General features: G+C 45.1%; 21 protein-coding genes. 5 read left to right on the forward strand and 16 right to left on the reverse strand.

Translation table 11 applies throughout. The features are described from left to right. Nucleotides 1-25: 25 nt before the first annotated feature. The 6 genes from MMY95_RS01705 to cdaA form a co-directional block, all read right to left on the reverse strand. The gene (locus MMY95_RS01705; protein WP_021356942.1) at nt 26-841 is read right to left on the reverse strand and encodes a Cof-type HAD-IIB family hydrolase; all 816 of its coding nucleotides are present in this window, start codon (nt 839-841) and stop codon (nt 26-28) included. Nucleotides 842-971: 130 nt separating this feature from the next. Next, nucleotides 972-1,637: an EAL domain-containing protein gene (locus tag MMY95_RS01710; protein ID WP_241277471.1), complete on the reverse strand. Its 666-nt coding sequence runs from the start codon at nt 1,635-1,637 to the stop codon at nt 972-974. A gap of 199 nt (nt 1,638-1,836) precedes the next feature. Then, a complete protein-coding gene (gene glmS, locus MMY95_RS01715; RefSeq protein ID WP_003641075.1) occupies nt 1,837-3,654 on the reverse strand; it encodes a glutamine--fructose-6-phosphate transaminase (isomerizing) in 1,818 nt (605 codons plus the stop codon). Between the two features lie 518 nt (nt 3,655-4,172). Next, nucleotides 4,173-5,528 (reverse strand): phosphoglucosamine mutase, encoded by a 1,356-nt coding sequence (gene glmM, locus MMY95_RS01720; protein WP_003643988.1) that lies wholly within the window; start codon nt 5,526-5,528, stop codon nt 4,173-4,175. Nucleotides 5,529-5,559: 31 nt separating this feature from the next. After that, nucleotides 5,560-6,537: a CdaR family protein gene (locus tag MMY95_RS01725; protein WP_003641072.1), complete on the reverse strand. Its 978-nt coding sequence runs from the start codon at nt 6,535-6,537 to the stop codon at nt 5,560-5,562. Then, nucleotides 6,534-7,376 carry a diadenylate cyclase CdaA gene (cdaA, locus tag MMY95_RS01730; protein ID WP_021356940.1) on the reverse strand — a complete coding sequence of 281 codons (843 nt, stop codon included), beginning with the start codon at nt 7,374-7,376 and terminating at the stop codon, nt 6,534-6,536. The genes MMY95_RS01725 and cdaA overlap by 4 nt, the downstream gene beginning before the upstream one ends. Nucleotides 7,377-7,560: 184 nt before the next feature. Here cdaA and MMY95_RS01735 point away from each other — a divergent pair, with 184 nt between their 5' ends. Further along, complete coding sequence (locus tag MMY95_RS01735; protein WP_015825221.1) at nt 7,561-8,226, forward strand: DUF1361 domain-containing protein; 666 nt, start codon at nt 7,561-7,563, stop codon at nt 8,224-8,226. 75 nt (nt 8,227-8,301) lie between these two features. Here the strand turns inward: MMY95_RS01735 and MMY95_RS01740 are convergent, their stop codons facing one another. The 4 genes from MMY95_RS01740 to MMY95_RS01755 form a co-directional block, all read right to left on the reverse strand. After that, complete coding sequence (locus MMY95_RS01740; protein WP_003641069.1) at nt 8,302-8,814, reverse strand: MarR family transcriptional regulator; 513 nt, start codon at nt 8,812-8,814, stop codon at nt 8,302-8,304. Between the two features lie 138 nt (nt 8,815-8,952). After that, complete coding sequence (locus MMY95_RS01745) at nt 8,953-11,082, reverse strand: sodium:proton antiporter (RefSeq protein WP_003643985.1); 2,130 nt, start codon at nt 11,080-11,082, stop codon at nt 8,953-8,955. 33 nt (nt 11,083-11,115) lie between these two features. Continuing rightward, the gene (gene murB / locus MMY95_RS01750; protein ID WP_053267134.1) at nt 11,116-12,024 is read right to left on the reverse strand and encodes a UDP-N-acetylmuramate dehydrogenase; all 909 of its coding nucleotides are present in this window, start codon (nt 12,022-12,024) and stop codon (nt 11,116-11,118) included. 171 nt (nt 12,025-12,195) lie between these two features. Next, on the reverse strand, nt 12,196-13,098 hold the full coding sequence (locus tag MMY95_RS01755; RefSeq protein WP_021356957.1) for a Gfo/Idh/MocA family oxidoreductase: 903 nt from the start codon (nt 13,096-13,098) through the stop codon (nt 12,196-12,198). 321 nt (nt 13,099-13,419) lie between these two features. On the opposite strand from MMY95_RS01755, the gene MMY95_RS01760 reads away from it, so the two are divergent. Both MMY95_RS01760 and MMY95_RS01765 read left to right on the forward strand, forming a co-directional pair. Then, nucleotides 13,420-14,184, forward strand: coding sequence for an exodeoxyribonuclease III (locus MMY95_RS01760; protein ID WP_021356695.1), 765 nt, complete (start codon nt 13,420-13,422; stop codon nt 14,182-14,184). A gap of 62 nt (nt 14,185-14,246) precedes the next feature. After that, entirely contained in the window at nt 14,247-14,783 is a 537-nt protein-coding gene (locus MMY95_RS01765) for a 3'-5' exonuclease (protein ID WP_003645814.1), read from the forward strand. Between the two features lie 223 nt (nt 14,784-15,006). Here the strand turns inward: MMY95_RS01765 and MMY95_RS01770 are convergent, their stop codons facing one another. From MMY95_RS01770 to MMY95_RS01785, 4 genes are all read right to left on the reverse strand, one after another. Then, nucleotides 15,007-15,522 (reverse strand): GNAT family N-acetyltransferase, encoded by a 516-nt coding sequence (locus tag MMY95_RS01770; RefSeq protein ID WP_003641062.1) that lies wholly within the window; start codon nt 15,520-15,522, stop codon nt 15,007-15,009. A gap of 5 nt (nt 15,523-15,527) precedes the next feature. Continuing rightward, on the reverse strand, nt 15,528-15,989 hold the full coding sequence (gene tsaE, locus MMY95_RS01775; protein WP_003643982.1) for a tRNA (adenosine(37)-N6)-threonylcarbamoyltransferase complex ATPase subunit type 1 TsaE: 462 nt from the start codon (nt 15,987-15,989) through the stop codon (nt 15,528-15,530). Between the two features lie 109 nt (nt 15,990-16,098). Then, the gene (gene pta / locus MMY95_RS01780; protein WP_021357040.1) at nt 16,099-17,076 is read right to left on the reverse strand and encodes a phosphate acetyltransferase; all 978 of its coding nucleotides are present in this window, start codon (nt 17,074-17,076) and stop codon (nt 16,099-16,101) included. 23 nt (nt 17,077-17,099) lie between these two features. Continuing rightward, on the reverse strand, nt 17,100-17,792 hold the full coding sequence (locus MMY95_RS01785) for a uracil-DNA glycosylase (protein ID WP_015825217.1): 693 nt from the start codon (nt 17,790-17,792) through the stop codon (nt 17,100-17,102). 115 nt (nt 17,793-17,907) lie between these two features. Here MMY95_RS01785 and MMY95_RS01790 point away from each other — a divergent pair, with 115 nt between their 5' ends. Then, nucleotides 17,908-18,777 carry a Cof-type HAD-IIB family hydrolase gene (locus MMY95_RS01790; protein ID WP_003641058.1) on the forward strand — a complete coding sequence of 290 codons (870 nt, stop codon included), beginning with the start codon at nt 17,908-17,910 and terminating at the stop codon, nt 18,775-18,777. A 23-nt stretch (nt 18,778-18,800) separates the two neighbouring features. Continuing rightward, the gene (locus MMY95_RS01795; protein ID WP_003641057.1) at nt 18,801-19,364 is read left to right on the forward strand and encodes a hypothetical protein; all 564 of its coding nucleotides are present in this window, start codon (nt 18,801-18,803) and stop codon (nt 19,362-19,364) included. 273 nt (nt 19,365-19,637) lie between these two features. Here MMY95_RS01795 and MMY95_RS01800 read toward each other — a convergent pair whose 3' ends face one another. After that, entirely contained in the window at nt 19,638-20,372 is a 735-nt protein-coding gene (locus tag MMY95_RS01800) for an amino acid ABC transporter ATP-binding protein (protein WP_003641056.1), read from the reverse strand. 2 nt (nt 20,373-20,374) lie between these two features. After that, the gene (locus tag MMY95_RS01805; RefSeq protein WP_003643977.1) at nt 20,375-21,811 is read right to left on the reverse strand and encodes an amino acid ABC transporter substrate-binding protein/permease; all 1,437 of its coding nucleotides are present in this window, start codon (nt 21,809-21,811) and stop codon (nt 20,375-20,377) included. Between the last annotated feature and the right edge of the window lie 353 nt (nt 21,812-22,164).

Genomic DNA, 22,164 nt, shown 5'->3' on the forward strand with positions numbered 1-22,164 from the left:
CTTTTTACTGACTAGTTATAGGCTTTTAATTATTTAACAACTCTTGTTCAATGGTTGCTAATACCCCATCATGTTCATTATCCAGGGCCGTCACGTGTTTTGCTGCGGCTTGAATGTCCGCCGGTGCGTTGCACATCGCATAACTGTGCGCTGCATATCGCAATAATGGGACATCATTCGCCCCATCACCGAAGGCCATCACATTAGCTGCAGTTAACCCAAGTTTAGTCGCCAAGAATTGAATTGCTGGTAATTTTCCGACCCGCTGATCAACCAAATCTACGACGCCATACCCACTATCATGCGCACGTAACTCGCCATCAAAATAATCATTAGCTCGTGCCACCAGATCAGCAGCCTGGTCCGGTGTCGTTGAGATACTGATTTTTTTAACGGTATCATCAACAGTGGCCAGATCCGCAACCAAGTGTAAATGATCATAAAACTGACGGGCCATCGCTACTAACTTATCAGGTGCTCCTAACTCAGTATACGACCCATGGCTACCAACTAAGATTACGTATGCGTCTTTGAATAGTGGCTGGTAACGATCAACAGTCACAAACTTTCGTTGCTGGTCTGCTGAAAGACTACCATCAAAGATCAAGCGGTCCTGGGCATAAATCGACGCCCCATTTTCAGCAACAACGATAAGATTATCCGCCATAACATCTTTAAATAACTGTCTAAGATGGGCATATTGGTTACCGGACGAAAGTACTAGGGAAACATTTATCGCCCGTAACTGCGCCAATACCCGTTTAAACCGTTCTTTGTCAAAACGCTGATCTTGATGCAATAATGTTCCATTCAAGTCAGTTGCAATTAAATTGATTGCCACAAGTAGCCACCCCATCTTTTATCATTTACTAACAAAATCGGCCTCGTCTCGTCATGTGATTCAGCCGATTAAACATCAACATGGCACTCAGTTACATTGCTACGAATACTATTGTAGCATACCATTATTGTCATGCCATAAATGTCGCGGGTAGTTGCGGTTTGGCAAAATAATATCCTTGCCCTCGCGTAATGCCTAGATGATTAGCCAGTTGAACATCAGCCGCTGATTCAATGCCTTCAAAGGTAAATAGCATTTGCTGTTCCTCCGCCTTATCAAACCAAAATTTGAGCGTCGAAACAATTACATCCGTAGTTGGGGTCCCCAGCGGTCGCATATTTTGTAACGCGAATTTAACCGTATTCACATATGGCAACATCATTTTGATCTGTTGGAATAGGTTATCAGAACCAACATCATCAAAAGCAAGTAATATACCAGCTGCCCGGTACCCAACACTTAATTGCTGTAACTCACTTAGCTCAGGTGTCGCAACTAGCTCAACAGTTAGTTCTCGTGGTAACAAATGCGTCTGCACATAGTGACTAATTGCAGCTTGAAAGTCAGGATTAGCAAACTGACGCGCCGTTAAATTGATGGAAACATGATGGTTATTTAATTCCTGAATAGCGCAATCCAGCAATTGAATCAATTCTGTTGGCGCTATTTCAAAGGTCGCTGGTATTCGCCAAGTTTGTTGCCTCTCATCCCACTGTCGTAATAATAACTCATACAAGATTGTTCGGTTGGTTCCAAGGTTATTAATTGGCTGTGCAAAATATTTATATTTCAGCATGACCATTCATCCCCAATAGTCTAATTATTTAGTTGTGTTATCGCAACCGCTTACTTTATCATACCAAAAGATCGTCAACTTTCACAATAGCCTTATGAATATTAGTAGTTAAAAATTATGCAAAAGCTTTGTGGGCAATCAAAAAACGCCACCGTAATCGAACGGTGACGTTTCTTGGTGCCCACACACTTACTTTAAATTATTCAACGGTCACACTCTTGGCAAGGTTCCGTGGTTTGTCCACATCTAAGCCCTTGTTTAAGCTCGTGTAGTAGGCCAATAACTGACCAGGAACAACACTAAGCAAAGCCGTTAATCGTTCATCAACCGTTGGCAAGATAACCGTGTCACCATCTTTAGCTAAACTATCGGTGACGATAGTAACTGTCTTAGCTCCCCGTGCAGCAACTTCTTGTAAGTTGGAGCGGGTCAACCCAGCGGTATTCTTTTGCGTAATAATCCCAATCACTGGGGTATCCTTTTCAATCAAAGCAATCGTACCGTGCTTTAATTCACCAGATGCGAAACCTTCAGCTTGAACGTAAGAGATTTCCTTGAGTTTCAAGGCCGTTTCTAATGAGACGGCGTAATCCAGTCCCCGACCAATATAAAAGGCGTTTGGCGTATTCAATAAGGCACTCTTAGCAATCTTTTCAAAAGTAGCCTTTTCATCAACTAAGCTTTGCATCCCATTAGCGACTAACGCCAACTGCTGTTTCACGTCGAAAGCTGTTGCAGCTGGTTGGTCAACGGCCACACCTAACGCTTTAGCCAAGATGGCTTGTAAGGCAATCTGTGCGGTATAGGCTTTGGTTGAAGCAACCGCAATTTCTGGGCCGGCATGCAATAACAACGTGTACGTTGCTTCGCGTGATAACGTTGAGTTTGGCACGTTCGTGATGGTCAAGCTTGGGAAATGTTGATCGTTCACATTCAATAACACTTCACGACTATCAGCAGTTTCACCAGACTGGGTCAAGAAGATGAAGAATGGATGTGCTGATAATAATGGTTGGTTGTATGCAAATTCTGACGAAACGTGCACTTCAGTTGGCACGTTAGCCAACGATTCAAATAACTTTGCACCAACCAGACCAGCATGATAACTAGTCCCAGCAGCCACAATGTATAGTCGATCGGCTGCTTTAAGAGCTGTTAACAAGTCATCATTGATGATTGGATCACCCGCATCATTAAGATAAACTTGGGATAGCTTCCGCATCACATTCGGTTGTTCATCGATTTCTTTTAACATGTAGAATGGATAAGTTCCCTTGTCAGCTTGAGCTGCGTCAATGTCGACATGGAATGGCTTCCGTTCAACTGGTTCACCGGCCTGGTTCGTGATTTTAATTTCATCAGGTTTAACGACCACGATTTCGCCATCATGTAATTCCAAGAAATCTTTCGTTTGGTCTAACATCGCTAAACTATCTGAGCAGACCACGTTGAAGCCTTCGCCGACCCCAATTAATAATGGACTCTTATTCTTTGCGACGTATAAGGTGTCAGGATCTTCCTTATCCATCAGTAAGAACCCATATGAAGAATGGCCGAGTAGCCCTAACGTCTTACGGAAAGCGGCCAACGTACTCAAGCCTTCCTTGGTGACAAACCGATCGACTAATTGAACAATGACTTCTGTATCTGTTTGAGACTTAAAAGTCACGTCACTTAAATAAGTCTGTTTTAAGTCTTCAAAGTTTTCGATCACGCCATTGTGAACTAAGTAGAAGCGGCCATCCGCAGAAACTTGAGGATGCGCATTGGCAACACTCGGTTCACCGTGAGTCGCCCAGCGAGTATGCCCAATCCCGGTCGAACCATGAACAGCTTCGCCTACTTCTTTACGTAAGTCATCGATCCGACCCTTTTCCTTAACTAAATAGTCATGACCATCTTGATCATTGACATAGATACCAGCTGAATCATAGCCCCGGTATTCCAACTTTTCCAATCCGTTCAATAAGATTGATACTGCACTATCTTTACCCGTTACACCAACAATTCCACACATAAATTAATCTTCCTTTACTGTTTGAATTGTTTCTAGCTGCGTGGTCAATATATCTGTCACCAACCTCACAGTCGGTTTTTGTAATTGACCTGTAGAGTGCAGTCCCTGACGTCACCCGTCGATTATCGATAAACGTCATCCTCGTCAACTTTAGATTCTAAAGTCCTGGCGCTATTCCGCTTTAACCAATTAACAATTGGTCTAGTCTAGCCTCCAATTGGTATATTTCCTAGAAACAAGTTAACTTTACCGTTACATCTAATAAAAGTCAACAATATATTATATTGGTATACGTGTTAGTTAGCGTGTATACCAATCTCAAACGCTTATAAATCAAGGGCATCACGAATTTTCGAATTTTTTGTAACTTTTTTGCGGTCAAATTGGTTTGGGAGGCACTGGGTCCCCTGACAGTCGCCAGTTAACCGCATTTAGCAATAACCGTTCGTTTCATGGCAACAAAAAAAGTCGCGACTCTAGGAGTAACGACTTTTTTGATGATCGGTCTGATCACTTAATTATTCAACGCCAACTTCAGCTTTGACCACATCGACGATCCGATCTACATAAGCGCTAACCAGTTCGTCGGTCTTCGCTTCTGCCATGACCCGCAATAAATCTTGGGTTCCAGAAGGCCGTACCAAGACGCGACCATCACCGGCCATTTCATCTTCAACGTCCTTGATAACTGCCTTGATCTTATCATTGTTCAAAGCGGCTTTCTTGTCTTGAACCTTAACATTCACTAACTTTTGTGGGTAAGTCGTCACTTCGGCGGCTAATTCAGAAAGCTTCTTACCCGTTTCCTTCATGACGTGCAATAACTGAATTCCAGTCAACATGCCATCACCCGTCGTATTAAAGTCTAAGAAGACCACGTGACCAGATTGTTCACCACCAAGGTTATAGCCGTCCTTCAACATCTCTTCGACAACGTAGCGGTCACCAACTTGGGTCTGCTTGCTGTGCAAACCAGCTGCTTCTAAGGCCTTGTATAAGCCCAGGTTACTCATGACCGTTGTGACGACCGTATCCTGCTTCAACTTGCCTCGTTCACTGAGGAATTTTCCACAGATGTACATAATCTTGTCACCGTCAATAATGTTTCCAAGTTCATCGACTGCGATACAACGGTCACCGTCTCCATCAAAGGCTAAACCAACTTGAGCGCCTTTTTCAACGACGAATTTAGATAATGCTTCGGGATGCGTTGAGCCGACCCCTTTGTTGATGTTCAAGCCATCTGGTGCCGTAGCCATCGTATCAAATTCCACGTTCAAATCCGCAAAAATCCGGGAAACTAAGTTACTGGTAGAACCATTGGCACCATCGACAGCCAAATGAATGCCACTTAAGTCATCTGGAATCGTTTGTTCCAAGAATTGTGAATATTTAAGATTACCCTCTGGAAAATCAGCAACTGTCCCCAGACCTTCTGCTGCTGGCCGTGGTAAAGTGTCTTTCGGTTGATCCAGTAATTCTTCGATTTCTTCTTCCTTGGCATCAGACAACTTGAAGCCGTCGCCACCGAAGAACTTGATCCCGTTATCTTCAACTGGATTGTGAGAAGCCGAGATCATGACACCCGCGTCAGCATCTTGGATCCGTACTAAGTAGGCCACTCCTGGCGTCGTAATTACACCGAGACGTAAAACTTCAATTCCGGCTGAAAGCAAGCCGGCAATCAAGGCTTCTTCCAGCATTTGGCCCGAAATCCGGGTATCGCGTGCAACTAAAACGCGTGGTTGCGTACTCTTGTTTTCCGCATGTTCCGTCAATACGTAGCCACCAGCACGACCTAAACGAAAAGCCATTTCAGGTGTTAAGCCTGAATTTGCAATCCCCCGAACACCATCAGTACCAAAATATTTCATTATAATTTACCTCATTTCAAAAGTGTCATGATTAATCATTTTTAACTGTAATTTTTACTTTGACCGACGTTGGGCTAACTGACGAGATCCCATCCTCATCGCTAGTCGAAACATCGACCGTCTTAGTCGTGGTTGAATCAACATTCGTCACATCAACATTGACTGGCAAAGACTTCAACTTCGCCAATGCCGCCTTCGTGCCAGTAACCGTCACTGACTTCGTGTCAGATGAGAATGAATAACTGGTGTCCGCCGCGGTCTTGCCACTGGCTTTCAAATCGATTGGCACATCTTTCGTCGTTGTCGCCTGCGTAATGGGAATATACACCGACGTGGTCGAAGGCGTCAAGACAACGTTCAAATTTTGACCGTTGGCATCTAATGCTTCAATGATAGCCTGCTGGTTCACGGATTTCTCTAAATTCTTGTTGGTATTAACGACCGCAACGACTTTCGCGACTTTGCTAACTTCGCTGACGGCGCCCGTAACTTTGACAGATGATGTTCCGAGCCGTGCCGATCCAACTTCATAACCATCTGCTACGTTGGCTTTATTGAAGTCTGCGCTGACCTTATAAGTAGCCGTTCGTCGTGGCTGAATATTAACATGAATGTACTTTTGACTAAGTCCATAACTCAATTCTTTATTCAAGCCATCGACTTCGACTTTGACACTGTGCCGCCCAACTGCCAACTTAGATAAATTAGCATAAACTTTAAAATTCTGCGTGTTAGCCGTAGTTGTGACTAAAGCAGACGGCCCTTCGATCGTAACTTTAATATTTTCGGGATAGCCCGTTACAAAATATTTCGTACTATTCACGTTCAGTTCTAAGGGCGCGCTAATGGTCACTTTACGGTTAGATGTCAATGTCGTTTTCGATGAACTATTCGTCAAAATACTGGCGTTATGCGTTGTCTTTAACGAATTAACGTAGGCGAAGAGCACCAACGCACACAGCAGTGCTAGTAGCCGCATTGACCAATTGCTATTCATAAATTTTTTCATTTTCGGGGACCTCCTCCGAAAACTCGTCCAAACCAATTTTGAAGCGCGTTTTGCTTGGTTGAATCCTCAGGCGTTAGTAAGACTTGGCGGAAATACCGTAAGTAATTTTCACGCGTCATCCCCCGCATCAGCTCATTGTCCTTAGTAATCGACACTTCACCGGTTTCTTCCGAAATGACGATGGTGAGGGCATCCGTTACCTCACTGATTCCGACCGCGGCACGGTGCCGAGTTCCTAACTCTTTAGGAATCAGATTGCTTTCAGATAATGGCAAGTACGCCGCCGCAACCTTGATTTGATTATCTTGAATAATAACGGCACCGTCATGTAACGGCGTATTTGGAATAAAGATATTAATTAATAATTCGCCGGTGATATCAGCATCTAATGCGATCCCAGTCTCGATATAATCCTCAAGACCCGTGTCCATCTTAATCGACACTAAAGCGCCAATCCGCCGTTTAGCCATATATTGGATGGCCTTATCCAGTTCGGCAATCATCCGCTCTTCATCTTCATTCTGACGCTTACCACGCGCAAACATGGAGCCACGCCCTAAATGCTCCAATCCTCGCCGAATTTCGGGCTGGAATATAATAACCATTGCAATGACTGCCCAGTTAATAATTTGATCCATAATCCACGATACCGTGTCCAGACCAATCAAAACACTCACAGCTTTAATAATCGCAATGACAACGATCCCGCGAAACAGTTGTACGGCTTTAGTGCCCCTTAGCAACACAATCAGCTCATAAATGACAAACCATACCGCAAGAATGTCAAGGAGTCGGACAAAGTTTTGTAAGGTCAACAAACCGCTCCAATTGAAAGTCATTAGTCTCCTCCTCATGAAAATCATTTACTTTCACATTATAGCACGGCAACCCGGTTCTCGCGGTGCGATTTCAGCAGAGCCTGCGCTTTTTAGCTAGATTTTGAATAAATATTAAGCTTGATGTTATTTAATATTGCTTGATTAATATTTCTGTTAGAATTAGTACCAGAAGGGAAGTGACTAAATGACTAAGTTACAGCGGTGGTTTGTGCGACTCGCATTCTGGGGATTTTTCATCTTCGCAGCAGTCGACTTGCACGGCGCGTTCCATTTTCTATTACTTAATTCAATTTTGGCTTATGTCCCGATCGAGCTGAGTTTTTGGCTGACACCCCGACGTAGCCCGCTATTATTTTGGCTGATTGCGGTCATTTGGTTGCTTTTCTATCCGAATGCACCGTACTTAATGACTGATTTATTCCACCTCAGCCTATTGAAGCCGTATGGCATCAACGGTCTCTTGCGCTTCGACTTACCGATGTGGCGGGATTTCGCTTACTTGGTTGGGCCAATGATGGTGTCTACAATCATTGGTACCTGGGGCGTTGACCGAATTGCCCAGCAACTGACCCAACGTTTACACTTCCAGCGACTCCCTGCTAGTCGTGGTATCATCTGTGCCGCACTCTTCCTATTTGCTAGTGTCGGTGTCTACGTTGGCCGATTCCTCCGACTGCACTCCATCTACTTACTAATTACGCCACAGTACATTGTGAAACAATTAGTTGAAATGTGGTCGCTAAAGATGCTCGCTTTTGTCTTGATGATGTGGTTACTTCAACTCCTCATCTACGCGGCTTGGCGATTCACGATGCCAACAGTTCCTCATCAAACACCGGATAAGTCCTAGCGTAATCAAAAACACCGTTTGAACTGATTTGATAATCGGTTCAAACGGTGTTTCTTATTATTAACTAAATATTAGCTAATTCTTCGTCTTAGGATCACTATATTCGGTATGCCGCCCCCGCTTATCATGCAACCCACTGAAGCCACTGAAACCCAGTTCGGTAGCCTTTTGTTCCGCATCGTTGATATAACGCAACGTATCGCTTGCCCGTTTTTCACCATAGACTTGGACCCATTGATGAAAACGTTCCTCGGAAGCCGTGGTGATTTCCTGTTCCACTTTATGACCAGCAGGTGTTAACGATAAGTACTTGATTCGGCGATCATGCGTATTCGTGGTCTGTTCAATGTACTTCAAATCTAATAACACGTTGATTTGACGTGCAATCGCACTCCGTGAAACCCGCTGCTCTTTCGCAATCTTGACCAACGTCAGCGGCTCCTCACTTGTTGCAATCATCCGCATAACCGTGTAGGCCTCAAACGTTATCTTATACGGCCGGGTCGGCACTGAAACGAAGTCCCCGACATATTTTAAAATATGCATATAAGTGTCCACGAAGCGTTCATGAATTTCTGATTCTGTCATAATGATGTTTCCCCCTGTAAGGCTGCCCTTATTCGTCCGCTTAAGTAATGATTAATTTGCAAACCTAACCATTCACCGTCAATACTACTCTAACATCATTATAACCTAGAACTACTGATTTACAATCTAAAAAGTTAACTAATCTTCATCGGCCTCAATATCATTGAGCATCAATAAGTTCTCCGAGTAATTAATGAACTGCCGTAACTTTGCCGCGGTGCGTAAACTAATTTGTCCACTCTCTAACAAATGCTGTACACCCGCACGTTCGGCACCAAGACTCTTGATGCGTAGTCCATGCAGCTGTTGTTCATAATCATCACGTGATAACGTGTGATCATTTTTCGCATTCTCGATGCGATTCCGGTAATGAACGATCAAGTGATACAGAGCCTGGCGATCAAACTGTTGCTCATCAACGTTGGCCTGTTTGAGATACTGCGACAACGCTTTAATAGCAGCTTTAGAAGCTTCACGCTGAATATCCAACAACGCCACTCGTAATTCTTCGCTATCGCCAGGTGCTAACCATAGTCGAATCCCTTGCATTGCACGCGTCAACAACAACCGTAATGAGCGCAGTGTCGGAAGCCCCTGTCGATGTGTCGCCTGTAAGAAACGTTGTTCGCGCCGATCGACACGCCGCAAGTAGACCTGTCCAGCTAACTTACTAGTTTGTTTATTGGCAATCATTTCTCTAACTGCTGCCCGTTCACCATTCAGTGCCACTAAGCGAAGTTCCAATTCATCTGTCAGCATCGGCGCCAACTCATCCGCAGTCTGCGACGCCACTTCTAGACGCCGAATCTGAAACTGCTGGTCCAGGATCAAATCATAGGCCGCACGTTGGTTAGCTGGCCGCCGATGTTCTTCAATATTTTGAATCGCTAACTGTAAGATATAAATGCGGGCTTGCTTGTATGTTAACTGTGGTAATTGCCCACTGCTATCATCACCGTCATCCGTTCCGTCTGCCAAGACCGCGTCGTCTTCATCCGGACTGGATCCCCGAGTAACAAAGGGGAGTGATTTGGCCGCCATCAATGGCAAAATAGCCGCAGCAGCAACTAAACTTACAATGATGACTCCAGCCGCAATGAACAGTACGAGCGCACGTTCCGGAAAGGCTTTGCCCGAGGCCACCACGGTTGGAATCGTGAAGACCCCAGCCATCGTAATGGCCCCCCGCACACCTGATAAACCGGACAATGCTGCAATTCTGAGACTAGGTTTGGCCTTCTTGTGATGTCGTAACCAGTTGAACAACATGTAAGCGTATGTCCAAGCAACCCGAATCAGTAACAAAATCCCCCAGACGATTAAAACGTCAAAGACCGCATGAAACGTATTTGTATGCGCGCCTTTAATGGTTGCTTGCGTTGCTGCCGGCAATTCAATACCAAGAATCAGGAAGACGATCCCATTCAATAAGTAAACAACCACGTTCCAGACCCGTTCCGTCACTAATCGTAATTCCGGCGCATCTTCACTTTCATGTGAATTTTGCAAGTGCGATAATACCCCGGCCGCAACAACGGCGACAACACCGGACGCGTGGAACCATTCTTCAGCAATGAAATAAATTGCAAACGGCGTGAGAATCTGTAACACCACGTTGAACACGATATCGTTGATACCCTCTCGTCGTAACACGTCCCGAATGAGTTGAATGATCGTGATCAGCGCCAGCCCAACGGCCAAACCGACCAGACTAATATAGAAGAAATCCCCAACAGCTTCACCGAGTACAAACGTACCGGTAACCGCTGCTGCTAACGCATATTTGAACCCAATTAACCCACTCGCATCATTAATCAGGCTTTCGCCACTGACCAAGTGCAAAATTTCTTTAGGTAACTTGACCCCTTCCGAGATCGACTGCACGGCAATCGGATCAGTTGGCGATAAAATGGCCGCCAACGCGATTCCAACAGCGAGCGGAATCGTTGGGATCAATACGTGAATCAAAAAGCCACCGAGGATGGTGGTAATAAAGACGAGGACGATTGCATTCGCAAAAATTGCCCCGCGTAGTTCCCATAATTCCTGTTTTGGAAATTCTCTGCCATCGTTGTACAGCATGGGCGCAATAAAGACGAGCATAAACCAATCCGTTTGCAATTTTACCTGTACATTTAATAATAAAGCCACTCCTAGACCCAGCCCGACTTGAATTAAACTGACCGGGATTGCGACTAGATAGTGGCTCAATACATTCGACAGCAGCACTAAACATGCCAGTAAAATCACTAATTCGATAATCGGCATCTAGTGGTTGCCCCCTTTGTTAAATTGACATAACTAACCTTGAACGACGTCTTCACCAATGATTCGGACTTCCGTCTGAAGATGGACGCCAAACCGTTCAAATACAACTTTCTGGACGTAGTGAATCATATCCATATAATCGGTCGCTGTAGCGTGATCGACATTGATAATAAAACCCGCGTGTTTCTTAGAAACTTCAGCACCACCGATTCGATGGCCCTGTAAGCCAGCATCATGAATCAGTTTACCAGTAAAATACCCAGTTGGTCGCTTAAAAACACTCCCGCATGATGGCCATTCCAACGGTTGTTTGGCTGCTCGCAACGTATTCAATTCGTCCATCCGCGCTTGAATCTTGGTCTGATTACCTGGCTTGAGACCAAACGTCACCGATACGACAATATCATCATAGTCCTGGATCGTACTGTGCCGATAGCCAAAATCTAATTCGTCATGATCCAGGGTTTTAAGCTGACCCGCTGGCGTCAAAACCGTCACCGTTTCAACAACTTCACTCATTTCGCCGCCGTACGCACCGGCATTCATGAAAATCGCACCCCCGACACTACCGGGAATCCCAGCTGCGAATTCGAAACCAGTCAAGCTAGCCCCACAAGCAACCTTAGTCGTCGCAATAATTGCGGCACCCGCTTCAGCAACAACTTTGGTGCCACTCGCATGAATTTGCTTCATGCGGGTGAGAATGATCGTTAATCCACGGATACCACCATCTTTGACAATCAAATTACTGGCATTACCAATCACGGTTAGTGGTAAATTTTGCTCATTGGCAAACGTAATCAGAGCTTTCGTCTCGCTGATTGACTTTGGAAACGCAACGTAATCGGCGGGACCGCCTGTTTTAGTATTCGTATAATGACTTAGTGATTCATTTTTTTTAATTTCGATGGCTGGAAAAGTGGCCAAGACATCTTTGGTCATGGTGAAAAGTTCCTTTCGTGTTTCGATTTAATTCACTTACGTTAATAATCACTTTAACCGCATAGCGTTTTTAATTTAGGCCGACGTATCAAGCACCGCAGCATTGAAACGCTATTGAAACGATATAATCAGGTTGAAATTTGTAAGCCTATCAGTTAATTCTAGCACTTTTTAATCACTTAATAAATGACGGCACACCGCGTGACTGGTAATTGCGCCAGTTGGGGCGACTGGATTAGGCCCGTGCGTTGTTACCGCCGTCAGAAAAGCACGGATCAGCGGTGCAAATCCTCGCTTTTCCAATGTCGGTGTCCAATCCGGAAAAGCCGTCGTGGTAGTTGTTGCCGTCGTCATCACGGTTTTAGTACTTAAATCAGTCACAGACGCACGTTGCCCCGTCGTTTGGACTGTCACTTGTTCCAGGTTGACCCCACCGTACATATTCGTGATAACTTCTAATTGCTCATGAGCCGTCTGCACCGTCAAATAGCCTTGCGCCAAAGCGCCAGTTGCCGTCGTCGTCAACCGACCACTAGTGTGTTCAAGTGGTTCATCTAACAAGAATAGCCCCGTATCGACCATGTGGATCATCAGGTCGAAAACCGCCGTTTCAGGATCTTGACTACCCACTTCGCGAACCTTTTCAGCCACTAACATCCGTTTGTCAGGCAATGCCTTCAATTGCTGATTAAAAGGAGCAAAACGCCGATTAAACCCACAAGTCAATAACAGGTGCCGCGCCGCAGCCAAATCATACAAACTTTGGACCACCTGAAGATCAGTCGCGACTGGCTTATCGACATAAACGTGAATCCCAGCTAATAACAACTGCTTGATGATTGCTGCATGCGTGTCCGTGGGAGTATGCACAAATACGGCCGCCGGTTTAACTGCCATTAATTCCTCAAGGGTCGCATGGGTGTGTTGAAACCCATACATCGTCGCTAGTTGTGCTCGTTTTTCCGGATTACGCGTCGTTAGATGAAATTCATACTGGTCTTGCATCGCCGCCATGACGGGTAAATACGCCTTTTGAGCAATGTTACCTAAACCAATGACCCCAATTTTTAACATCGATATTCCTCCAATTTTATCATCAATCTTCTTTTAGCTACTACTGATTGCTCCGTGGCACACTGATTTAAATCATTCAGCGTCCAATTCATGCCAGTGATTGTTAGCTGGAAAAACGTGCCATCACTGAAAGCCAAAGATACCCGCTCGGACGCGCTGAAACTAGGCCAACCAAAGACACCAGCATGCTTTGTCACCCTATCGCACATCTATCCGCCGTGTCTGGCTTTAATCACGGCGCACTGATTCAATTGTCATTAAAATAACCAGTGGCTGCCGTGTTACAATATGAGTAAATTACTTGAAAGGTCTGAAACTCACGTGAAACTTATCTCTTGGAACGTTAATGGACTGCGTGCTGCTGTCAAACACGGCTTTGTCACGACTTTTAATGAGCTCGATGCCGACTTTTTCTGTGTACAAGAAACGAAATTACAGGCGGGCCAAATTGAACTGGACTTCCCAGGTTATTATCAATACTGGAACTATGCCGAGCGCAAGGGTTATTCGGGTACGGCGATTTTTACCAAACACAAGCCGCTCAATGTAACTTATGGTATCGGTGTACCAGAATTCGATGACGAAGGTCGCGTCATCACCCTTGAATATGCGGACTACTACGTCTTGACGTGTTACACTCCTAATTCAGGCGGTGAATTAAAACGTCTCGACTATCGGCAACAGTGGGAAGATGCTTTTCTCACATATATTAACAGTTTGAGTGCCAACAAGCCGTTGATCTTTTGTGGTGATCTTAACGTGGCCCACGAAAACATCGACTTGAAGAACTGGCGTAGCAATCACCATAGTGCCGGCTTCACTGACGAAGAACGGACCAAGTTTGACCGCCTCCTTGCAGCGGGCTATACCGACACATTCCGGCATTTCTATCCTGACCAAACCGACATTTACTCATGGTGGAGTTATCGTGGGCATGCACGTGACAACAATTCTGGTTGGCGAATTGACTACTTTATTACGTCACAGCAATTAGACAGTCAGCTCCTAAACGCCCGCATTCATAATGAAATTTTTGGTTCTGATCACTGTCCAGTGGAACTCGATATTATCCTTCCGAACCATTAACTTGAAAATTAACGAGATTCTTTGTACGATAATCCTATTCTTTAGAAACGGTGGTGGCAACTTTGAACTTTGTCGCAATGGACTTTGAAACGGCGAACGCGAAACGCGACAGTGCTTGTTCACTGGCGCTAACGGTTGTCCGTAATAACCAAATCAGCGATGAATTTTACACACTCATCAAACCAGAGAGCGATTTTTTCTGGCGGAACGTCCAAATTCATGGGATTCATGAAGCAGATGTCGCAGACGCGCCCAAGTTTCCAGACGTTTGGCAACACATTGCACCATTCTTCCAACGCGACCGCCTCGTAATTGCGCACAACGCGCCTTTTGATATTGGTGTGTTACGCAATACGCTTGCCCACTACGGCATCAGCGCGCCGGAGTACCTATCCATGGATACCGTCAAGACCAGTCAACGGTTCTATCCAGAATTGCCTAATCACAAGCTGGATACAGTCTGTCAAGCACTGGATATCGACCTGCAGCATCATCATAATGCACTAGATGACAGCCTAGCTTGCGCCAACATTTTACTCACCGAAGCGCAAGCTTTTGGAACTGAGCAACTCAAACCTTTCGTTCGCGTTCAGGGTTAAAATTAAATTTATGCAAGTCCAGCAATAAGATGCTGGACTTTTTTGTTTACGCATCGCTACCGATTATCAATACTCGTAGACAGCTTATCAATTCCCCCAACCGACTGGGAGATGAGCCAATCATTCACAAGCCGTCGCCGGTTAGGCCTGGTTCGTCAACGCTTAAATTCCGGCCCATCTACTATCAGAACCTGTTTGCCGTCAGTTCAGCGAATCCCGGATTTCAAACCCAGATTCCCATATCAATAGCTGGAACCCGTTTGCCGGTTGGGTCAACGACATCATAGCTCGTTGCCGTACAATTTTCGAACCCAAGATGCTGGTACAGCTTAACGGCACGCACATTTCGTAACTGGACCGTCAACACGAGGCGTTCCAATGAGCTATAGTTACGCGCCCAATCTAAGACTTCCTCAATCAAAGCAGTCCCCAGACCCATGCCCCAAAATTCTTTAAGTACCGCTACGCCAACTTCACCTTGCGCCGCACTAAAATCCGTACTAGCTTGCACGGTGCTCACACCAATCAACCGTGAATCTAATGTCGCAACGAAAATAATGTTGGTCGTTGTGCCATTGATACGCTCAATTTGCGCCTGTTCATCCGTTTCGCTCAAATCCTCAATGCCCTCATCAACAGTGAAAGTATTACTTTCACGTCCGAGCTGAGCGAGTAGCGCTAATAATTGTGCTGCATCCGCGACTTCAGCAGGCCGTACATCAACAACTTCTTCTGCCATGGTTGTCACTCCTTCAATTGATCAACCAGTCGTTGATAGTGTTCACCAATGGGCTTGAAGGTTATTACCCGCTGGTCATCGGCATCAGTGTCCCGGCTAATTGCAATTCGCAAGTAAGTCGTCGGTAAGAGGTCGGCAATAAACTGTGACCATTCCACAACACTAACGCCATCACCATCAAAGTATTCATCTAAGCCTAAATCTTCCGCACCGCCATCTTCCAAGCGGTAAACATCCATATGATAGAGCGGTAGTCGCCCCTGACGATATTCCCGGATGAGCGTAAAAGTCGGACTCTTAACGTTATTAGGAATGCCCAGGCTTTTTGCTAACCCCTTTGTAAAAGTTGTCTTACCAGCACCTAAATCACCATCTAGTAAGATTAAATCACCAGGTTGCACTAATTGGCCAAGTTTGGCCCCGATTGCCATGGTTGCTTCCGGCGACGTTACCGTGATTGATTCCATATTCTTCCAACTCCTCATCCAAATTAACTGTTCTTATTATAGAAAAAACGAAGGAAACTTCAAAGTACAAGCTCTGAAGTTTCCCTCGTTTAACAAACTAAGTGACCGTTTAAGCTAATCCTTGGGCTGCTGTAATAATCGCAACCTTATAAACGTCTTCTTCACTGCATCCACGTGACAAGTCGGAGACCGGCTTGTTCAGGCCTTGCAAGACAGGACCCACCGCTTCAAAATGACCAAATCGTTGCGCAATCTTATAGCCAATATTACCAGACTGAAGCTCTGGAAATACAAAGACATTGGCATGACCAGCTACTTTGGAACCAGGAGCCTTTTGCAAACCAACTTTTTCAACGAAGGCCGCGTCAAATTGAAGTTCACCATCGATAGCCAATTCCGGTTCAGCAGCTTGCGCCTTGGCCGTTGCTTCTTGCACTTTAGTGACCATTTCACCCTTAGCCGAACCCTTAGTTGAGAAGCTGAGCATCGCAACTTTCGGGTCAATATCGAAGACCTTAGCAGTAGCCGCACTCTGAGTGGCAATTTCCGCTAACGTATCGGCATCGGGATCAATATTGATGGCACAGTCAGCAAAGACGTAGCGTTCCTCACCCTTTTGCATGATAAATGCACCCGAGATTCGGTGTGAACCGGGCTTGGTCTTAATAATTTGTAACGCTGGCCGTACCGTATCACCAGTTGGATGGATTGCACCTGAAACCATCCCATCCGCTTTGCCCATATAAACGAGCATCGTGCCAAAGTAGTTTTCATCTTCCAGCATTTTAGCCGCTTGTTCTGGCGTATTCTTACCTTTCCGCCGTTCAACGAGGGCATCAAGCATTGTTTGCTTATCTTCAGCCGGGTATGTCGCAGGATCAAGGACTTGAACGCCTGTTAAATCCGCATTCAAATCGTTAGCCACAGCCTGAACTTTGTCCGTTGCACCTAAAACAATCGGCTTAACCAAGCCGTCTGCAGCTAATCGCGCTGCCGCACCGACAATTCGGGGTTCAGTTCCTTCAGGGAAAACAATTGTTTGATCTTTACCAGTAATTTTTTGTGCTAATGACTCAAATAAATCCATGTGATAACCCTCCAATAAATTAATTAATGCTCAAGATTGACGTGCTCTGGTAACTGCCAATTGATTGGCTGTTCGCCGAAGGATGTTAACGCAATGTTCGTTTTTGAAAATGGTTTGGACCCAAAGAATCCGCGATAAGCTGAAAGCGGACTCGGATGAGGTGCTTGTAGCACGACATTCGTCTGGGTATCAATCAGCTTAATCTTGGACCGAGCCGCCTTACCCCACAAGATAAAGACAACCGGCGTCGATCGTTCCGATAAACGCTGAATGGCAACGTCCGTAAGTCGTTCCCAGCCCTTACCAGCGTGTGAAAAGGCCACACCATTTTGAACAGTCAGCACGGAGTTCAATAACAAGACTCCCTGCTTGGCCCAACTTTCCAAGTAACCGTGGTTGACGGGCGTACACCCAACATCATTTTGCAATTCTTTATAGATATTGACTAGTGATGGGGGCACTGCCACGCCCGGTAACACTGAAAAACTCAGTCCGTGTGCCTGACCAGGACCATGATACGGATCCTGACCTAAAATAACGACCTTCGTGTCAGCAAATGGCGTCCATTCAAAGGCCTGAAAAATATTATACATATCTGGGTGAATATTTTTCGTTCGGTATTCATTTTTCAAAAATTCGTGTAATTGGTGGTAATACGGCTTCTCAAACTCTGGTTTTAAGACGTCCCACCAGTCCGTGTGAATAAACGCTTTCATCCTTAACACCTCTCGTTTTATTGTATCATAACCAAAACCACTAATGATAATAATTCTGTATTCAGACGTAAACATGTTAGAATGTAATTATTAAAACAACTAAGGATGTGACAACATGATTTCGATTATCGCCTCTGATATGGACGGAACGTTACTCAACAATGAAATGGTCGTTTCCGATTTTAACGCTAATGCCATCCGTCAAGCACAACAGCAAGGCGTGCACTTTATCGTCTCCACCGGCCGCCGATTTTCTGAAGCTCAGCCACTACTGGCCGCTCAAGGCATCACGGCACCCTTGATTACGTTAAACGGTGCCGAAGTATACGACGCTTCTGGCAAAATGCTCGACATGGTGCCCATAACCAATAGCGTGGCCCGCACCGTTTTTCACACGCTAACCTCACAAGGTTACTATTTTGAAGTCGTAGGCAACGATGGTATTTACTCTAACAGTAAAGCCAAGCGAATCGAACAAATTGCACATCTCCTAACTAACCTGAATCCAGATACAACGTTCAAAATTGCGGTATCGCTCGCGTCAGCCCGCTTAGAACTTATGGACATCAATTACGTGGACAACTATAACGAGTTATTGGATGATCCGACTAAGCATGTCATGAAGATTATCGCTTTCAGCGAAGAAGGGCCCGCTAAGCTAAAACCCCTTAGTGATGAAATTCTGGCAAAACATTCGTCCCTCAAAATCACATCTTCATCCGCATCAAATATCGAAATCAATAATATTAATGCGCAAAAAGGGATTGCAGTCGAGCGCTATGCGAATATGCTGAATACCCCAATGAGCGATGTCATGGCGATTGGTGATAATAATAATGACGTCTCCATGCTCGAATTAGCTGGCGTAAGTTACGCTATGGGTAATGCCAGTCCCGAAGTCAAACAGTTGGCCCGCTATATCACTGATACAAATGTCAACGATGGTGTCGGCAAAGCAATCTTAGAAGTGCTTGCCAAACAATAGTTTCCGGAAAACGGAGGTTGAAGATGCGTAAATTATATTTCAGCCGCAATAGCTTCGCCCAAGGTGCCCGGATTGTTCGCGATGCGCACAACCAATCTCACTATCTCTTAGTTGGTCGGTGGGGGCGGCGCCAAGACGCGCTCAGTTTATACGCGATCCAAGGTGAGCTACTTGCCGAAATTCGACAAACAACCCTCGGATTGTTGCCAAAATTCGATTTATACTATAACCGTCAAAACGTCGGTTCTATTAGTAAAACGCTGGGCTTCTGGCATGAAATGCTCTATGTTCGCAAGCTTCGCTGGATTATCATGGGAAGCTTGAGTGCCGAAAACTACCGCGTTTATCATGGTACTGAATTAATCATGACGATGCGACCAGTTGTCACCACTAACGGTGAAGCATTTGAATTAGCAATTACTGATCAATCCACAGAACCACTGTGTATTTGCATTGCGGCGATCCTGGATCACTGGCAAAAGCCGACCAACCGCGCGCGGACACCAGTTGCGAAAAAGGGACTCAATGTTAGCTTTGGTGAAAGTAATTATACATTGACACCCCGTAATAAGGTGCCCCAACACTAAATAGGACTAGCCATAAAACAACGGCCACCCCTGTTTCGGGATGACCGTTGTTTTTAGTTAAGTTGGCATAACTAGTTTGCCAGCTTAACACCCTATCAAAGTTGACGTGCCGCTCAAGTTGCCCATATCACGGTATTCACTAGTTAATCGTCCTCAGAGCAACACCGCTTCATCTGCTATGCAAGCACGTTACTACAGAATAGGCGCGCCAAGAATTAAACCAATTCTTAGCGCGCCTATTTGACGGGTTATTTTATTATGACCAGCCGATACTTAAACGTTGATCACTTTTTGTAAGAAATCTTGTAACCGGGGACTTTGTGGGTGTTCGAATACATCCTCAGGCTTCCCCGTTTCTTGAATCAACCCATCTGCCATAAAGACGACCCGGTCGGCCACTTCCTTGGCAAAGCCCATTTCGTGCGTGACCACAATCATCGTCATACCATCTGCGGCTAATTTCTTCATAACATCCAACACATCCCCGACCATTTCGGGATCCAGTGCTGAAGTTGGTTCATCAAACAACATGATTTTCGGATGCATGGCTAGCGCTCGAGCGATGGCCACCCGCTGCTTTTGCCCACCAGACAAGGACTTAGGCATGGCATCCGCCTTATCGGACAAGCCGACCGTAGCAAGTAAGTCACGCGCCGTTTTCTCAGCTTCCTGTTGACTTTCCTTTTTGAGTTGAGTCGGTGCTAAGGTAATATTTTGTAACACTGATAGGTGTGGAAATAAGTTAAAGTGTTGGAACACCATCCCAATATTTTCACGGACCAAATTAATGTTAGTCCCCTTGTCAGAAAGATCGTAACCGCTAATGACAACTTGCCCTTGTGTTGGAACTTCCAAGTCATTTAAGCAGCGTAAAAACGTACTCTTACCAGAACCAGATGGTCCAATCATGCAGACTACTTCGTTATCTTGAACTTCAAGGTTTAACCCTTTCAAGACTTCGTTATCGCCGTAGCTTTTATGCAAATCTTTGACAATTACTTTCGCCATGCTTAGTTAATCCTCCTTTGAACCCAGTTAGATAACCATGTTAATAACGTAATGATAATCAGATAAATAATCGCAATCATTAACCAAATCTTAAAGCCTTCGAAGTTCCGGGCAATAATCAACGTCCCAGTTTGGGTTAATTCAACGATCCCAATAACGGATAGAATTGACGTATCCTTCAGCGTGATAATAAATTGGTTAATGAACGACGGAATCATGATTCGAATTCCTTGGGGCATAATAACCTTGCGCATGGCCGTCCAGTATGGCAACCCGAGTGAACGGGCCGCCTCCATTTGACCATCGTCGACCGCGGCAAAGCCCCCCTTAACAAAGGCTCCGGTATAGGCCCCTTCGTTAAGCATCAACGTAATCATCCCAGCAACGAACGCGGGAATCTTAAAGCCGTGCCCAATCAGGTCTGGGAACCCAATGTAAATAAAGAAGGCCAACACCATCAATGGCATCCCACGGAAAATATAAATAATCGTACTGGAGATGGCCGGACCAAGTTTACCCGGCATAACGCCTAAGACCCCAAGAATCAGTCCGAGGATCGTCGCTAAAATAATTGAAATAACCGTTAATTCCAAGGTCATCCATAACCCTGAGCCAATCGTATCCAAGTTTTGGGTGAACAAGCCAATAAAGGTCCGACTGCTTGCGTCTTCACCCGTTAAGGATGCTTCACTAGACTTCAAGTACTTGTTAATGATCTTTTTGTAAGTACCATCCGCTTTAATCGCTTTGAGACCCGCGTTAAATTTCTTTAACAGTTCCGCGTTTTTACCTTTTTTAACCGCGAAACCATAGTCGCCGGCCTCGTGTTGCTTGGAAACAATCTTCAACGCGATGCCATTCTTGATTCCGTATGACATCACGGGATAGTCTTCAAAACAAGCAGCCGAGTTGCCGACCTTAACATCGTTATACATGTTATTCGAGTCATTGAAATACTTGATTTTGAAGCCGTACTTGCTCTGAATCGACTTCGCATAGGTTGCACCAGCTGTCCCCGTTTTAAGGGCCACGGTCTTACCTTTCAAATCTTTAAACGTTTTGACCTTGCTATCTTTAGCCACGGCCATGACCACCCCGGAAGTATAGTAAGCGTCTGAAAAATCAAACGTCTGCTTCCGTTCAGCCGTAATATTCATTCCGGCAATCACCCCGTCAACTTGGTTCGCACTAAGCTGCTGAACGGCGGCACCAAAACTAAGCGCTTTTAATTTATAATTGAAATTTTCTTTTTTGGCAATTGCCTTCAAAATATCGATATCAATTCCCTTATACTTACCACCCTTGACCTGAAATTCGAACGGCGCAAAGGTTGTATCCGTCGCAATCGTATACGTCTTAGCCTGGGCCTGGGTACCAATCGCAAACCAGCTTCCCAACGCTGCTAACAACATGACAACTGCAACTTGCCACTTTCTCATCGACGAGACCTCCTCAAATAGTTTACTGGAACGGTATGTCATAAAATATAACATAATTCATGTCTCGCGACCAATCCAATTTTTTATACTTTTTTAATTTAGCTTTAATGATGTCGCTATCATCGGCCATTTGCTTAATAAAATAAAGTAAATGGCCGTTTCTAACAAAGATTCTGATGAAAGCACCCCCTTTTTACATTTTAAAATTTTGTTCAAGCATTAATCACTACTTAACTGAATACTTGACACTAGATTCATCAACCCGCGCAACCAGCCGTTAAGTCCAAACAGCAGCAGTTAACAAAACGGACCAATTCAAAATGAATCGGTCCGTTGCAAGAAATCGCTATCAA

The sequence above is a fragment of the Lactiplantibacillus sp. ME-2 genome, from assembly GCF_022549155.1.
Lineage (GTDB): Bacteria > Bacillota > Bacilli > Lactobacillales > Lactobacillaceae > Lactiplantibacillus > Lactiplantibacillus plantarum.

What these genes read in the sequence shown, in the direction of transcription:
- MMY95_RS01710 (WP_241277471.1), bottom strand. Translation starts at nt 1,637, where the DNA reads ATGCTGAAATATAAATATTTTGCACAGCCAATTAATAACCTTGGAACC.
- glmS (WP_003641075.1), bottom strand. Translation starts at nt 3,654, where the DNA reads ATGTGTGGAATTGTTGGTGTAACGGGTAAAGATAGTGCAGTATCAATC.
- glmM (WP_003643988.1), bottom strand. Translation starts at nt 5,528, where the DNA reads ATGAAATATTTTGGTACTGATGGTGTTCGGGGGATTGCAAATTCAGGC.
- MMY95_RS01725 (WP_003641072.1), bottom strand. Translation starts at nt 6,537, where the DNA reads ATGAAAAAATTTATGAATAGCAATTGGTCAATGCGGCTACTAGCACTG.
- cdaA (WP_021356940.1), bottom strand. Translation starts at nt 7,376, where the DNA reads ATGACTTTCAATTGGAGCGGTTTGTTGACCTTACAAAACTTTGTCCGA.
- MMY95_RS01735 (WP_015825221.1), top strand. Translation starts at nt 7,561, where the DNA reads ATGACTAAGTTACAGCGGTGGTTTGTGCGACTCGCATTCTGGGGATTT.
- MMY95_RS01740 (WP_003641069.1), bottom strand. Translation starts at nt 8,814, where the DNA reads ATGACAGAATCAGAAATTCATGAACGCTTCGTGGACACTTATATGCAT.
- MMY95_RS01745 (WP_003643985.1), bottom strand. Translation starts at nt 11,082, where the DNA reads ATGCCGATTATCGAATTAGTGATTTTACTGGCATGTTTAGTGCTGCTG.
- murB (WP_053267134.1), bottom strand. Translation starts at nt 12,024, where the DNA reads ATGACCAAAGATGTCTTGGCCACTTTTCCAGCCATCGAAATTAAAAAA.
- MMY95_RS01755 (WP_021356957.1), bottom strand. Translation starts at nt 13,098, where the DNA reads ATGTTAAAAATTGGGGTCATTGGTTTAGGTAACATTGCTCAAAAGGCG.
- MMY95_RS01770 (WP_003641062.1), bottom strand. Translation starts at nt 15,522, where the DNA reads ATGGCAGAAGAAGTTGTTGATGTACGGCCTGCTGAAGTCGCGGATGCA.
- tsaE (WP_003643982.1), bottom strand. Translation starts at nt 15,989, where the DNA reads ATGGAATCAATCACGGTAACGTCGCCGGAAGCAACCATGGCAATCGGG.
- pta (WP_021357040.1), bottom strand. Translation starts at nt 17,076, where the DNA reads ATGGATTTATTTGAGTCATTAGCACAAAAAATTACTGGTAAAGATCAA.
- MMY95_RS01785 (WP_015825217.1), bottom strand. Translation starts at nt 17,792, where the DNA reads ATGAAAGCGTTTATTCACACGGACTGGTGGGACGTCTTAAAACCAGAG.
- MMY95_RS01790 (WP_003641058.1), top strand. Translation starts at nt 17,908, where the DNA reads ATGATTTCGATTATCGCCTCTGATATGGACGGAACGTTACTCAACAAT.
- MMY95_RS01795 (WP_003641057.1), top strand. Translation starts at nt 18,801, where the DNA reads ATGCGTAAATTATATTTCAGCCGCAATAGCTTCGCCCAAGGTGCCCGG.
- MMY95_RS01800 (WP_003641056.1), bottom strand. Translation starts at nt 20,372, where the DNA reads ATGGCGAAAGTAATTGTCAAAGATTTGCATAAAAGCTACGGCGATAAC.
- MMY95_RS01805 (WP_003643977.1), bottom strand. Translation starts at nt 21,811, where the DNA reads ATGAGAAAGTGGCAAGTTGCAGTTGTCATGTTGTTAGCAGCGTTGGGA.